The 13,133-nt window shown below is 62.6% G+C and carries 15 protein-coding genes; 9 read left to right on the top strand and 6 right to left on the bottom strand.

The window, feature by feature from the left end:
* The 4 genes from HNS03_RS16875 to HNS03_RS16860 all read left to right on the top strand — a co-directional run.
* A partial coding sequence (locus HNS03_RS16875) for an ABC transporter substrate-binding protein (RefSeq protein ID WP_367196932.1) occupies positions 1–985 on the top strand: 985 nt, incomplete at its 5' end.
* Positions 986–1,064: 79 nt separating this feature from the next.
* The gene (locus tag HNS03_RS16870) at positions 1,065–2,108 is read left to right on the top strand and encodes a branched-chain amino acid ABC transporter permease (protein ID WP_367196931.1); all 1,044 of its coding nucleotides are present in this window, start codon (positions 1,065–1,067) and stop codon (positions 2,106–2,108) included.
* On the top strand, positions 2,108–3,865 hold the full coding sequence (locus HNS03_RS16865) for an ATP-binding cassette domain-containing protein (protein WP_367196929.1): 1,758 nt from the start codon (positions 2,108–2,110) through the stop codon (positions 3,863–3,865). The genes HNS03_RS16870 and HNS03_RS16865 overlap by 1 nt, the downstream gene beginning before the upstream one ends.
* Positions 3,862–4,602, top strand: a complete 741-nt coding sequence (locus HNS03_RS16860) for an ABC transporter ATP-binding protein (RefSeq protein ID WP_367196927.1) — start codon at positions 3,862–3,864, stop codon at positions 4,600–4,602. The genes HNS03_RS16865 and HNS03_RS16860 overlap by 4 nt, the downstream gene beginning before the upstream one ends.
* 21 nt (positions 4,603–4,623) lie before the next feature.
* Here HNS03_RS16860 and HNS03_RS16855 read toward each other — a convergent pair whose 3' ends face one another.
* The 5 genes from HNS03_RS16855 to HNS03_RS16835 form a co-directional block, all read right to left on the bottom strand.
* Complete coding sequence (locus tag HNS03_RS16855; protein WP_367196925.1) at positions 4,624–5,523, bottom strand: LysR substrate-binding domain-containing protein; 900 nt, start codon at positions 5,521–5,523, stop codon at positions 4,624–4,626.
* Positions 5,524–5,535: 12 nt separating this feature from the next.
* Positions 5,536–6,384, bottom strand: a complete 849-nt coding sequence (locus tag HNS03_RS16850; RefSeq protein WP_367196923.1) for an alpha/beta fold hydrolase — start codon at positions 6,382–6,384, stop codon at positions 5,536–5,538.
* Positions 6,381–6,770 carry a hypothetical protein gene (locus HNS03_RS16845; protein ID WP_367196921.1) on the bottom strand — a complete coding sequence of 130 codons (390 nt, stop codon included), beginning with the start codon at positions 6,768–6,770 and terminating at the stop codon, positions 6,381–6,383. Before HNS03_RS16845 ends, HNS03_RS16850 begins: the two co-directional genes overlap by 4 nt.
* Before the next feature lie 5 nt (positions 6,771–6,775).
* Positions 6,776–7,951 (bottom strand): muconate/chloromuconate family cycloisomerase, encoded by a 1,176-nt coding sequence (locus HNS03_RS16840; protein WP_367196919.1) that lies wholly within the window; start codon positions 7,949–7,951, stop codon positions 6,776–6,778.
* 67 nt (positions 7,952–8,018) lie between these two features.
* Positions 8,019–8,882, bottom strand: coding sequence for an intradiol ring-cleavage dioxygenase (locus HNS03_RS16835; RefSeq protein WP_367196917.1), 864 nt, complete (start codon positions 8,880–8,882; stop codon positions 8,019–8,021).
* Between the two features lie 188 nt (positions 8,883–9,070).
* Between HNS03_RS16835 and HNS03_RS16830 the strand changes: the two genes are divergently transcribed.
* Together HNS03_RS16830 and HNS03_RS16825 are read left to right on the top strand one after the other, a co-directional pair.
* Entirely contained in the window at positions 9,071–9,346 is a 276-nt protein-coding gene (locus tag HNS03_RS16830; protein WP_367196916.1) for an LLM class flavin-dependent oxidoreductase, read from the top strand.
* On the top strand, positions 9,283–9,534 hold the full coding sequence (locus tag HNS03_RS16825; RefSeq protein WP_367196914.1) for a hypothetical protein: 252 nt from the start codon (positions 9,283–9,285) through the stop codon (positions 9,532–9,534). Before HNS03_RS16830 ends, HNS03_RS16825 begins: the two co-directional genes overlap by 64 nt.
* 105 nt (positions 9,535–9,639) lie before the next feature.
* Here HNS03_RS16825 and HNS03_RS16820 read toward each other — a convergent pair whose 3' ends face one another.
* A complete protein-coding gene (locus HNS03_RS16820; RefSeq protein WP_367196913.1) occupies positions 9,640–10,020 on the bottom strand; it encodes a winged helix-turn-helix transcriptional regulator in 381 nt (126 codons plus the stop codon).
* A 226-nt stretch (positions 10,021–10,246) separates the two neighbouring features.
* Here HNS03_RS16820 and HNS03_RS16815 point away from each other — a divergent pair, with 226 nt between their 5' ends.
* The 3 genes from HNS03_RS16815 to HNS03_RS16805 all read left to right on the top strand — a co-directional run bounded on the left by HNS03_RS16815 (position 10,247) and on the right by HNS03_RS16805 (position 13,035).
* Positions 10,247–11,167 (top strand): NmrA family NAD(P)-binding protein, encoded by a 921-nt coding sequence (locus HNS03_RS16815; protein ID WP_367196912.1) that lies wholly within the window; start codon positions 10,247–10,249, stop codon positions 11,165–11,167.
* 66 nt (positions 11,168–11,233) lie between these two features.
* Positions 11,234–12,001: an SDR family oxidoreductase gene (locus HNS03_RS16810; protein WP_367196910.1), complete on the top strand. Its 768-nt coding sequence runs from the start codon at positions 11,234–11,236 to the stop codon at positions 11,999–12,001.
* 128 nt (positions 12,002–12,129) lie between these two features.
* Entirely contained in the window at positions 12,130–13,035 is a 906-nt protein-coding gene (locus HNS03_RS16805) for an NADP-dependent oxidoreductase (protein WP_367196909.1), read from the top strand.
* Positions 13,036–13,133 lie beyond the last annotated feature (98 nt).

Raw genomic sequence — 13,133 nt, 5'->3', positions numbered from 1 at the left:
CTTCTGGGGCATTCCTGCATCCTCCATCTGGCTCGAAAGCCTACTTCAGGGAGGACCACTTTTCAGGGGGCAGGCCAACGCGCGGCAGTTCGTCAACGAAGACCACGTCGACGCCATCGTCGGCTCCAGTTCCGTGCTGACGACGGCTCCGATCTTCTCGATCGCGGCGGAGTCCCAAACGGTTCAGCTTCCGCTCGCGCCGATCACCATTCCGGAGTCCGCGCAAAAGTGGGTGTTCAACATCGCCCAGCCGCTCGACATCATGGTGGGCGGTGTCGTCACCGATATGGTCGATCAGGGATTCGACAAGATTGCCTATATCGGCTTCGCCGATGGCTGGGGCGATCAGAACCTCGACGCGCTCACGGCCCAGGCCAAAGCGCATGGCCTCGATATCGTGGCAAGCGAACGCTACTCGCGCACCGACGCATCGGCCACCGCCCAAGCCATCAACATCGTCTCCTCCGGTGCGGACGCGGTCTATGTCGGCGGCGCGGGGACGGCCTCGGTACTGCCCCATCGCGCGCTGAGGGACATGGGCTTCCAGGGCCCGATCTATCACTCACACGGTGCCGTGGCGGAGACATTCATCCAGACCGGTGGCAGTGTGGTCGAAGGGGCTGTCATGCCCACGAGCCCGATGGTGGTCGCCGACGAGCTGCCCGACGATCATCCGAGCAAAGCGCCGGCCCTGAACTTCATCAAGGCGTTCCAGGCCGAGTGGGGCGACGAAACCGTGCAGCCTTTTGCCGGTTACGCGTGGGATGCGGTGCTGCTTCTCGACAGCGCGGTTGCGACCGCCAGCGAGACCGCGAAGCCGGGCACGCCGGAATTCCGGGCGGCACTGCGCGACGCCCTCGAAGCGGGTGGGGAAGTGGCTGGCGTCAGCGCCGTCTATGAGTACGGCGAGGACGACCACTACGGCGTCGACGAGCGCGCCCGCGTGCTGGTCGAAGTCCGCGATGGCGCATTCAGCCTTCGATAAAGAAGATCTTTCCGCAGCATATTGAAACCTTTGGAGAGGCCGGCTCACGCCGGCCCACTTCACTCAAGGTAGCCGGGCTATGCCGCTTATCGTGTTCACCATCCTCGCGCAGGATGGTCTGGCGAACGGACTCGTTTACAGTCTGCTCGCCGTTTCTATCCTCTTGGTTTTCCTCGTCACACGGGTGTTGTGGGTCGCTGCAGGCGATCTCGTCATCCTGTCTTCGTTCACGTTGGCGACCGCGACCAGGGGCGACGTGCCGGGCACAGTCTGGATTACCGGTCTTCTTGCGCTGGCCGTGTTGATCGCGAACGCGGCCAAGCATCTCCTCCACGGCAAGGAAGACACCCGCTGGGGCGAGCACATCCTCGCTGCGGCGGTTTCAGCCGTCGCCGTGTTGGCGGCCATCTTCCTTGTGCCGCTCAATCCGCCGCTGATCGTCAACGTGCTGATTACGTTGGCTCTGATGCTGCCGATCGCCTACGCGCTCTATCGCCTGGCGTTCCAGCCGACGTATTCCGCAAGCCCGCTCATGCTCCTGTTCGTGGCGGTTGCCATCCACTATGCTTTTATCGGCACGACGCTTCTTCTGTTCGGTCCGGACGGATATCGGATTCCACCTTATTTCCCCGGCCGGCTGAGCGCCTTTTCGGTGTCCATTTCCTACCAGGTGCTGTTCATCGTCTTCCTGACGATTGTCGTCATCTTGAGCCTTTGGCTGTTCTTCTCGCGCTCGATTCTCGGGAAGGTGCTGACGGCGACCGCCGTCAACCGGCGCGGGGCGCAACTGGTCGGCATTTCGCCCATGCGTGGTGGGGTCGTGGCGTTCGTGATCAGCGGGCTCATGTGCACGATATCGGGCATTTTGATCGCTCCGACGACGACGCTTTACTACGACTCCGGTTTTATCATCAGCCTGAAAGGCTTCATCGGCGTCGTTCTGGGCGGAATGGCGAGCTTTCCGCTGGCCGCGATCGGTGCGCTTGGCGTGGGCTTCGTCGAAGCCTTCTCCGCCTTCTATACGTCGACGTATCGAGACGTAATCGTATTCGGCCTGCTTATTCCAATCTTGCTGTGGCGAGCCAGCATGCTCGGCGCCCATCACGATGAGGATGTGCACTGATGTCCGGCAGGCTCTATTTCGCATTTCCGGCGGTGGTCGCGGTCATCGCCCTTCCGCTCGTGTTGCCATTTGGCTGGGTCAGCACGCTGGGCCATGTCGGTCTGAACGCGATCGTGTGCACCGGATTGGTGTTGCTTGCCGGGGTCGCGGGCATCACCTCGTTCGGTCAGGCGGCCTTCGCGGGGCTCGGCGCCTACACCACGGCCTATCTGACCGCCCGAATGGGCTTCTCGCCATTCGTAACGCTACCCGTCAGCCTGCTTGTGGCCGGTGCCGTTGGTTGGGTGATCGGCGCCATCACCATTCGGCTTTCGGGCCACTATCTGGTGCTGGCGACTCTGGCCTGGGGTCTGAGTCTATTTTATCTTTTCGGCTCGCTGCCGTTTCTTGGCGGCTTCAACGGTATTTCGGAGATTCCGTCCCCATCGGTGTTGAACGCGGACCTGGCCGACCAGCGCGTGTTCACGATGGTCGTGTGGGCCTGTCTGCTCGTCGTGCTTTTGGGCTGCGCTAATATGCTGCGTGGGCGCACGGGCCGTGCGATGCGCAGCCTGCGTTTCGCCGAAATGGCGGAAAGCATGGGGGTCGACACCAATCAGCTCAAGCTGCGCCTGTTCGTGATCGCCGCCATTCTGGCAAGCCTCGCCGGCTGGCTACAGGCCCACTTCCTGACAGTGGTGGCGCCGAGCTCGTTCAGCGTGACGATCTCGCTCGACTATCTCTTCATGACGGTGCTGGGCGGTGCGGCGAGCCTCGTGGGTGCGGTGGCCGGACCGTTCGTGTTCGAGTTCATCCGCTCGGGTCTGCGGGAGGGCATTCCGCAACTCCTCGGCGTCAGCGGTAATTTCGAGCTCTTGATCTTCGGGATCATTATGATCGTGGTCCTGCACCGGGCGCGCAGCGGCGTTTCTGGGTTGGTGATGGGCTGGTTGCCGCGCTCCGTCCCGAAAGCCGATCCAAGCGCGCAGCCGCTCGATCGACGTCGGGGCGCGGCGTCGGGCGAGGACTTCATCAAAATCGAGAACGTGACGAAGATGTTCGGCGGCTTCTGTGCGGTCAAATCCTTCGACGCGACAATCAGAACCGGCGAAATCCTCGGCCTGATCGGCCCGAATGGCGCCGGCAAGAGCACGCTCTTCAACCTCATCACCGGGGTTGCGCATCCCACCTCCGGCCGCATCGAGATCAGGGGCGAGGCCGTACAGGGCAAGCCGGCGCGGATCATTGCCGCCAAGGGCGTGTCCCGAACGTTCCAGCACGTCCATTTGCAGCCGGATCTGACGGTTCTCGAAAACGTGGCGCTGGGGGCGTATCGGCGCGGCCGCGCAGGTATCGTTTCGAGTGTCTTCGGCCTCGATCGGCACGAAGAGGCCCGGATGATGGCGGAAGCCCAGCGTCAGCTCGATCGCGTGGGGCTCGGCAAGCTCAGCGGAGAAAAGGCGTCGGTTCTCGCTCTCGGTCAACAGCGGCTGGTCGAAATCGCCCGCGCCCTGGCATCCGATCCGATTGCCTTGCTCCTCGACGAGCCCGCAGCCGGCTTGCGCCATCAGGAGCGGGAGGCACTGGGCGCTCTGCTGCGTCAGCTCAAGGCGGAAGGCATGGGCATTCTCATCGTGGAACACGACATGAATTTCATCATGAACCTGACCGATCGGCTTATCGTCTTGGAGTTCGGGTCGAAAATCGCCGAAGGAACGCCCGATGCCGTGCGCGCCGATGCGCGGGTGATCGAAGCCTATCTGGGGCCGGCGGAATGAGCGGCGATCAGGCGCTCTCTATCCGCGGGCTCGATGTCAGCTACGGTGCGGTGAAGGCCGTCTCCGGCGTCGAGATGACTTTGCCCATAGGGGCGATCGTGGCGGTTCTCGGTCCCAATGGGGCGGGGAAGACCACGTTGCTGTCGGCGGTTGCGGGCTCCTTGCCTTATGGCGGGACCGTCGATCTGGGCGGGGAAGACTTGAGCGGGCTTTCGATCGAGGAGCGGTTCCGGCGCGGCATCTGTCTCGTTCCGGAGCAACGGGAGCTGTTCGGCAGCATGAGCGTGGCTGACAATCTGCTGGTGGGCGGTTTTGTCCGCCAGCGGCAAGGCCGCACCGAGGCCCGCTCGGAGCGTGAGAAGGTCTATCAGATGTTCCCGCGCCTCCAGGAACGCCGCCACCAGCGGGCCAGCACGCTGTCGGGTGGCGAGCGACAGATGCTTGCGCTTGGTCGGGCCCTTATGGGGCAGCCGGACGTCCTGCTTCTGGACGAGCCGTCCCTCGGCCTTTCCCCGCTCATCATCAAGGACATGTTTGCCATCATCGAGCGCTTGCGCGACGTCGGACACTCGATTCTGCTTGTCGAACAGAATGCGCGGATGGCCCTGAAAATCGCCGACTACGCCTACGTTCTCGAACAGGGGAAGGTTCGGCTGGAGGGGAAGGCTGCCGACCTGGCTCAGGATGAGCGGGTGATCGCGACCTATCTTGGAGGAGCTGCCGCAGACGCGGGGTGACGGTAACATTCCCAAGCAGGGTTAGCGACAGAGCTGGCTCTTGCGAGAATACCGCTTAACGATCTCGAAGAAGTTCATGACATGCGGCGAGCGGCTGTCGAGCCGCGCGTGAACGGTCAGCGACGTGCCGGGATTGTTGCCGGTGTAGGTGCGGTAGCGGACGCCTGCGCGCTGGGTGCTGGAAACGGACGCGGGCACCAACGACAGGCCGACCCCAACGGACACGAGGCTGATGGCCGTCTGATAGTCCTGCGCGGGGACGATGTCCGCCGGCTCGAAGCCCTCGCCGCGGCAGGTTTCGAGAATATGGTCGGCGAAGCTTGGCCGCGGTCGGTTTGGGTAGAGCACGAACGTCTCGTTTCTCAGCTCTTTGAGCCGAAGCGGCTTGTCGTTGTTGAGCGGCGAGTTGTCCGGAATCGCCAGGATCAGCGGCTCATGGTGAAGCAACACGCCGCGAAAGCCTTCGTCGTCGAGTGACGGCCGGGCGACGGCGATATCGATCTCGCGTTGGATCAACGCACGCTTCTGCTCGGCGTTGTTCATCGCCGACAGGGACAGATCCACTTCCGGATAGTGCGAGCGGTAGGATTTGATCAGGTTGGGCAGGGGGCCGTGCGTGGCCGATCCGACGAAGGCGATGCGCAGCCAACCGGCCCCGCCGGTCCCTATGACGCGGACCTCGCGATAGGCGGCATCCAGCCGGTCGAGGATTTCGCGGGCGCGCTCAAACAGCGCCTCGCCGGCCTGGGTCAACTCGATCTGGCTGCGGCTGCGATCGAACAGCAGCACGCCGAGATCTTTCTCGAGCTGCGAAATCTGCCGGGACAGCGGCGGTTGCGCCATGTCGAGGCGGGCCGCGGCGCGGCCGAAATGCCGTTCTTCCGCGACCGCGACGAAATATTTAAGCCGCTTGAATTCCATATGATCCGGGCATCAGGCCTTCTCCATTCTGGCCAAGGCATCGGCAAAATAGGGGCGGAAGGCCATAGGGTGTTCGCTCATTGGAAAATGCCCAAGTTCTTCCATCACCACAAGCGTGGCGCCGGGAATCGCATCGGCGGTGCGTTTGGCGTCTTCCGGCGTGCAGGTCAGGTCATACTCGCCGCACAGGATGTGGATCGGCGTTTTCTTCGTATCGATTTCACCGAGCCGGCCGACCAGGGAATCGTCCTTCGTGTAAAAACTCAGGTCGCCGCGAAAGACGCCTGGGCCGGACTGCATGAACATCCACTGGGTGTTCCAGCATTCCGTTTTTGGCGCATGGGGCGCGATGTTGGCGGAGACCAGGGCTGCGCCCATTTCGCCGCCGTGGGCGTCCGGCCGATGGAACCAGTCGATGTCGTACCAGGCCGGTTGAAAATCGGACGCTTCAATGGCGATGAAGCCGGAAAAGCGGTCGCGATGGTGTAGCGCCAGTTGCAGCGCGATGCGCCCGCCCATCGAACAGCCGGCAAGGATCGGTTTTTCAAGCTCCAGCGCGTCGCAGACGGCCAGTACGGTCCGCATGTAGGTTTCGGTGGTCAGCAGGTATTCCGCCGTCTCGAAGCCTGCCGGCGGCAGGGATTTGCCGTGCCAGGGCATGTCGAAGGCGATGAAGCGGTGATTTTGAACGAACGTGTCGTCATTGAGGATAAAGCGCCATTGGCGATTGTCGGCACCGGCAGTGTGCAGGCAAAGCACGGGCGTGCCCTCGCCAGCTTCCTCGAAATAGATCCGCTGTGCGACGCCTTCGATCGAAACGTTGAGATAGCGCCCGGTGATCGCCTCGATACGCGCCGTCATCGTTCGCTTTCGCTCCGCCCGAGTGCCATGAATTCCTTGAAGAAACGGAGATTGCGGACGAGCCGCAGGATGTCGCCGTCGATGCGGGCGCGGCCGATCTTCACCAGCCCGAAAATGTCATGAAAGCCGGGTTTAGGCAGCGGCTTCCAAAACTCCTCAAGCGCTTGCGCGTCGGTCCGCAACGCAAATTGCCACGGTATCTTGCGGCTCGGGCCCTCCTCGATGCGCTCCAGCACGCCGCGGTGGAAATGCAGGTAAAAAGCCTGGTCTCCGATCTCCAGCAGCACCGTGTCGGAGAACAGCGCGCCGAGGCGTCTGAGATGCGGTTTGTCGGCGCATGCCGCCTGCATGCGCTGCAGCTGGCTTCTCATGTCGGTCACGGCCATGACCCTCAGTTCTTCCTGGAGAATGCCCGAACGCGTTCCGGGTCAGGTTCGACGCCGAGACCAGGCCCGTCGGGCAGATGGACTTCGTAGTCACGGAAGGTCAGGCTTTCGAGCGCGACATCGTCGACGAGGATTTTGGGGCCGAAATGCTCCGTGCCCCATTCCAGCGTCGGGAGCGTTGCGAAACAGGCAAGGTGCGCGGCGGCGCCGATGCTGCTTTCCAGCAGGCAGCCGCCGTAGAGCTCCAGGCCTCCGGCCGAAGCGATGCCGGCAATCCGCCGCGTGGCAAACGGCCCGCCGGCCTTGACGAGCTTCAGCGACAGAACGGATCCAGCCGCAGCGGTCACGCCGCGCAAGGCCTCTTCCGGGGTGAACACTGCCTCGTCCAGCATCAGCGGCAGGCGCGTGCGGCGAGCAATGCGGCTCATCGCCTCCAATTGTCCGGCGGGAAGCGGCTGCTCGACCAGATCGACGCCTAGCTCTTCCAGAGCAGGCAGCCAGCGCAAACAGGTAGCTTCGGACCAGCCTTGATTGATGTCCACGACCAGCGTCGCGTCGCCGATCCCGGCGCGCACAGCCTGCAGCCGAGCGACGTCGCGGGCCGGCTCGTCGAACCCGATCTTGATCTTGAACCGGTTGAATTCGCCGGCGGCGATTTTCGCCTGGGCTTCCTCGATTTCTTGCGCCGCATCCCCGGATGCCAGGGCCCAGATTACCGGAAAACGAGTGCGCACCTCTCCGCCGAGAAGCGCCGTGGCCGGCAGGTCCAACGTTTTTCCGGCCGCATCCAGCATGGCGGCTTCGAGCGCGGCCTTGGCGGCGAAGTTGCGTTGTGCGGCCGCACTCATCGCCTTGGCGTTGGCCTCGAAGGCAAGGGCGGACCGTCCGACCAGCGCCGGCGCGAGATAGGTCTCGATCACGGACCTGATCGACTCGACGCTTTCCTCCGCCCAGCGCGGCCCGCCAAGCGTCGAAGCTTCGCCGTAGCCGATAACCCCATTTTCCAACCGAAGCGAAACCAGCACGTAATTCTGGTGCGAGATCTCGGTATTGGCGAGCTTGTGACGACGGCGCGTCGGCACATCCAAAATGACGGACTGGATGTCGCGGATCTGGAGATCCTGATCGAATGTGGCAGGCGTCATGGTCCGAGCCGCTGCGGTCGCGTCGGTGGCATTCATCGCGAGTATCCAGTCAAACATTTGAAAAGGGCCCGGCCCAGAACGGGCCGGGCTTTGGAAATGCAGTCTATTCCGCCGCTTGCAGCAATGTGTTGGACCGGATCACAAAGTCGAACTCCATCTCCAGGTCGGTGCCAGAGCCTTCCGGCGCCTTTTTGAGCTGGGCGATCAGGTCTTTCTTCACCGCGAAGACGGAGTCGTTGTCGAGATATTGCGTTTCGGAGTCATAGATCTGCGAGATCAGCGTCTTGTAGCCATCCTTCTGGATCAGGAAGTGAAGATGGCCGGGGCGCCACGGATGGTGGCCCATATAGTTGAGAAGCTCGCCCGCGGCGCCGTCATACGGGATCGGGTAGGGCATCGGCCGGATGCAGACGAACTCGTAGCGTCCGTCGCTGTCGGTCTCGAACCGGCCGCGCAGATTGTAGTCCGGCTGGTCGGGGTCCTGCTGCTCGTAGAGGCCGTTCGGAGCATCCTCCCAAACGTCGATCATCACGCCGGGCACCAGATTGCCGTCCGTGTCGCGGATTTGACCGGACACCTTGAGCGTTTCCTGACCTTCGGAGTCCTTCTGGATGATGCTCGCACCCTTCGGGAGCACCGGGGGGTTGTCGCGATAGAACGGGCCCAGAACCGTTGGCACCGTTTCCCCATGGGTGGGCTGCTTGTCGATCATATCGACGAGCACTTCCATGCCGACGATGTCGGACAGAAGGATGAATTCGTTGCGCGCGTCACTGGAGATGTCTCCCGCCCGGCGCAGGAACTCCACCGCTTCCATCCACTCGTCGTAGGTCAGGTGCACTTCCTTGCAGAAATCGTGCAGGTGCCGGATCAGGGCCTCCATGATTTCGCGGTTCCGCGCGGGAATGTCGTCCGACATCGCCTTGATGACGGCGTCGGTGATGTTGTCGATCGTGATATTTCGCATCGGTTTCCTCCAGATTCTAAGTCTCATTTTATTGTCGAATATGTCTGTGCGGGGAGCCGGCTCAATGCTCGTTCAAGTATCCTTCGATACCTCATTCGAGTGCTGGCATTGGGGGCGACGGCTTCGGGAGACGGTCCGAGCCGTGCTCGTGCCGGCGATGCGCGCCTACTTTTCAGGAGGTCGACCATTTGAGCCATGGCCGCTTCGAGTTCGCGGTCGGGCGCGGAATCGTGCCCTACGAGGTGGCTCTTTGGGGGATCAACCCGTTCGAGTCCCATGAGATGCTGAAGGAGGTGAACGAAGTCCTCATGCAGCCCCTCGTCGACGGCAAGGGCCACTACTACCGGCTCTTCAAGATCGAGATGCAGGTGGAGCCTTACCAGAAGCCGCATCCGCCGATGTGGATTACGTCCGGAAGCCCGGATGCGGCGACGATTCACGCTACACGGCAACCGGAAATCTGATTTTCGGCACGCTGGAAACCGTCGCGGCCGAGATCGAGCGCCAGATCGAAGAGGGCGGCGGGCTGAACTATGTCGTCGGACGCTTCGCCTATGGCGGGCTGAGCTATGAGGACTCCAAGCGCTCGCTGGATCTATTTGTGAACGAGGTTATGCCGCGGTTCAAAACCTACCGCGCCGCCGCAGAATAATCTGACAGAGCGCCGGGCGAAAACGGACCTCCGGCTTTCGCTCGGCGCTCTGCCCCTTGACGTATCCCGGCCCGGCCCGATCCCGACCGGTTGCGAAAGCCCACGTCAGGGTGTCGGAGCCTTTGCGTCATAACGGGTCTGGGCGGCTTCGATCTCAGCGAGATTGTGGAACGCCCACGCGCCGACTGCCTGGATCGGTTCGGCGAGGGAATGCCCCAAGTCGGTCAGTTCGTAATCCACCCTGGGTGGAATGGACGGCGTGACCGTTCGGGTGACGAGCCCGTCGCGCTCCAGATTGCGCAGCGTGAGCGTCAGCATCCGCTGCGAAATGCCCTCGATGCCGTATTTCAGATCGCTGAAGCGGAGCGGCTGCGCACGCAGCAGCATAATGACGAGGACGCTCCATTTCCCGGCGATGCGCGACAGCACGCGGGAGACTTTCATGCAGTCGGCTGTGTGGCGGATGGCGGGCTCGGTTCCTTCCATGTGACCTCGGTATCAGTTGTGTGCCGTCTTGCGGGGCTCGGCGAGAGCCTCATAGATATAGGGAGTTACGAAAGGTAACCAAGTTCTGGAGTGGAACGCGGGCGCCAAGGACTCCGTCTTCACGGTACCGACCGCCCGATCGGGGATGGTTGCCGCGTTGGCCGGGATTCGGGTGTCTCTGCCGCCTCCCGCGAGCTTGCGAACCGTTGAGGATATGAGGACGAACATGAGCGAAGCAAGCAAGGTCGTTGTGCTAGCGGGTGCGACGGGTGACCTGGGCTCCCTGATCGCGGGGCTCCTCCTGGAGAAGCCGGGCGTGCGACTGCGCGTGCTTGTCCGTCCCGAAAGCATGGCGAAGGTCGCGACACTGCGCGAGCAGGGTGTGGAGATCGTCGAAGTCGACTTGGCGCGTCCGGATCAAGAGAGGCTTTTGGATGAGGCGGTGAGCGGCGCCTTTTGCGTGATCTCCGCGATCCAGGGTGGTCCCGATATCATCGTCGATGCGCAGCTTCGCCTGCTCGCGGCGGCATGTAGGGCCGGGGTGCGGCGGTTCATCCCGTCAAACTTCTCCTACAACATCTTCGGCCTGGACGAGGGCGACAACATCAATTCCGATGACCGCCGGGCCTTTGCGCGCGCGGCCGATGAGACGTGCGGCGACGTCGAAGTCGTCCAGATTCAGATCGGCGCCTTCCTCGATCGCAAGGTGCTTTTCGGCTTTCTCGGCGCGTTCGATCTCGGCGAGGGGCGTGCGTTCCTGTGGGGCGACGGCAACGCGGCGATGGATTTCACGACCTACGCCGACGCCGCCCGCTTCACGGCGGAAGTGGCCGTCGACGAGGCTTCGGTGCCGGGCGTGTTCGAGGTTGCCGGCGAAAGTCTCGACTTTCATGGGCTCGTGAAGGCCTATGAGGATGGGTCGGGCAAATCCGTGACTGTGAGCAGGCTGGGAAGCCTGGCCGATCTCGACGACGAGCTTGAACGGCGCCGGCAGGCCGAGCCGGACAATATGTTCGCCTGGTTGCCGCTGATGTACTGGCGCGCGATGCTGTCGGGAAAGGCCAAGCTCCAGTCGATCGCCAACGGCCGGTATCCGCACATCAAACCCACGACCGTCGCCGAATATGTGCGCAGCGAAGGCCTGTGACGCGACCTGTCTCAAAGGTGCAGTCGCGTGGGCTCTGCCACGCCATTCGTGTTTGGAGTATGTGACGTGACCGAGATTATCGACCTTCAGAAAGCAACCTATCCTGATCTCAGCGATCGCCGGGTGGTCATTGCCGGCGGCACAGGGGATGTGGGCGAAGGGGTTGTCCGCGCCTGGCTGAAGACCGGAGCGCAGGTGGTCGTGCCCTCGCGGACCGAAGGCAAGGTCGAGCGGTTCCGCGAGGTTCTGTCCGATCTTGGCGCGACCGAGACGCTGAATTTCGTGATCGGCGACTATACCGGTTTCGACGAGGCTCAAGCGACTGCGGAACGGATAACGGCCGACTATGGACCGGTCACGGATGTCGTCGCCTCGATCGGCGGTTGGTGGCAAGGCAAACCTCTCTGGGAAATCTCCAAGGAGGAGTGGCAGCGCTATTTCGTCGATATGACCACCGCCCATGCCGCAACGGCTCGCGCCTGGATCCCGCGTCTGCCGCAAACAGGCAGCTATCAGCTCATTCTCGGTGGCAGCGCGGTGGCGCCCGTGCCCGGCGCCTCCATCATCAACATGCAGCAAGCCGCACTTTTGATGATGCGCCACGTTCTTTCCGTCGAGGCTGGCGATCAGCACCGCGTCGCGGCGCAGGTGTTGGGGCCGGTCATCACCCGGGCGCGCCGTAAGATCGATCCCGAGTGGGTCTCCAATGATGAAGTCGGGCTGGTGACTGTCGCGATTGCTGCCGACCCCGCGGCGACGGACCAGGATTATATCAGTCAAGACAAGAAAGAGATGCTGAAGACCCTACAGAAGCTGAACGTCTATTCGAAATGAATGCGGTTTAGTCTTGGGGTAGGTCAAGCCGCCCGCCAGCGATCGACGAACGTCCGCATATTTCGCCTTCACCGAGCCGTTGTTCTGTCCTCCCGCGACCTGCGGAACAGATTGAAAAGGAAACCAACGTGAAAGCAGTCCAATTCAGCGAGTATGGCGGCCCGGAGGTCCTCAAGGTCGAGGAGGTTGACGAGCCGCATGCCGGTCCCGGGCAGGTTCGGATCGCGGTTCGGGCGGCCGGCGTCAATCCTGCGGATTGGAAGCGACGGGATGGGTTTTTCCGCGAGATCATGCCGCTCGACTTTCCTTATGTCGTGGGTTTCGAGGCGGCCGGAGTGGTGGACGAAATCGGGGAGGGCGTCTCCGGCGTCTCGATCGGGGAGGCCATCTTCGGGCTCGGTGCCAGGACGACGGCGGAATATGCCGTTCTGACGAGTTGGGCTCATAAGCCGGACGACATGCCGTTCGAGATGGCTGGCGGGCTTCCGGTCGTCGTGGAGACGGCGACGCGCAGTCTCGATCTGCTTGGTGTGAAATCGGGCGAGACAGTTCTGGTCACCGGTGCCGCCGGCGGGGTTGGCTCAACCGCGATACAGTTCGCGCGCAGTCGCGGCGCCACGGTCATCGGCACGGCGAGCGAGCCGAAACACGACTATCTCCGCGAACTCGGCGCGATCCCGACCACCTACGGCTCGGGGCTGGCGGACCGCGTGAAGGCGCTTGCTCCACAGGGCGTTGATGCGGCCCTCGACCTGATCGGGTCCGGCCTCGTTTCGGAGTTGATCGACATTGTCGGCAATCCGGCGCGGGTTCTGTCTCTCGTCGATTTTTCCGCCCCCGAACACGGTGCGCTGTTCTCGCCGACGCAGCAGGAGCATCCGGAACGCGCGCTAGCGGAGGCCGCACGGCTCTATTCCGAGGGCGCCTTGCGTCTGCAGGTCGAAAAGACGTTCCCGCTGGCGCAAACCGCCGAGGCGCAGGCGCTCAGCGCCGAAGAGCATGTGACCGGAAAGCTGGTGATTTCCGTCCCTTGAGGAGCCATCGTTCGGATTGCTTCAATTCGAACGGGACATACTCAACCTATTGAATATGCGCCCCTCTCTTTCCGCTCGGATGTTTCCGTCCGAGCGGA

It is taken from the genome of Amorphus sp. 3PC139-8, from assembly GCF_040750475.1.
Lineage (GTDB): Bacteria > Pseudomonadota > Alphaproteobacteria > Rhizobiales > Amorphaceae > Amorphus.
The sequence above is the reverse complement of the archived record's forward strand: the minus strand, read 5'-3'. Positions and strand labels throughout refer to the sequence as shown.

Bases quoted from the DNA above. Each gene is read 5' to 3' on its own strand.
- HNS03_RS16815 (WP_367196912.1), top strand. From the start codon at position 10,247: ATGAGCGAAGCAAGCAAGGTCGTTGTGCTAGCGGGTGCGACGGGTGAC.
- HNS03_RS16855 (WP_367196925.1), bottom strand. From the start codon at position 5,523: ATGGAATTCAAGCGGCTTAAATATTTCGTCGCGGTCGCGGAAGAACGG.
- HNS03_RS16835 (WP_367196917.1), bottom strand. From the start codon at position 8,882: ATGCGAAATATCACGATCGACAACATCACCGACGCCGTCATCAAGGCG.
- HNS03_RS16865 (WP_367196929.1), top strand. From the start codon at position 2,108: ATGTCCGGCAGGCTCTATTTCGCATTTCCGGCGGTGGTCGCGGTCATC.
- HNS03_RS16860 (WP_367196927.1), top strand. From the start codon at position 3,862: ATGAGCGGCGATCAGGCGCTCTCTATCCGCGGGCTCGATGTCAGCTAC.
- HNS03_RS16870 (WP_367196931.1), top strand. From the start codon at position 1,065: ATGCCGCTTATCGTGTTCACCATCCTCGCGCAGGATGGTCTGGCGAAC.
- HNS03_RS16850 (WP_367196923.1), bottom strand. From the start codon at position 6,384: ATGACGGCGCGTATCGAGGCGATCACCGGGCGCTATCTCAACGTTTCG.
- HNS03_RS16845 (WP_367196921.1), bottom strand. From the start codon at position 6,770: ATGGCCGTGACCGACATGAGAAGCCAGCTGCAGCGCATGCAGGCGGCA.
- HNS03_RS16820 (WP_367196913.1), bottom strand. From the start codon at position 10,020: ATGGAAGGAACCGAGCCCGCCATCCGCCACACAGCCGACTGCATGAAA.
- HNS03_RS16840 (WP_367196919.1), bottom strand. From the start codon at position 7,951: ATGAATGCCACCGACGCGACCGCAGCGGCTCGGACCATGACGCCTGCC.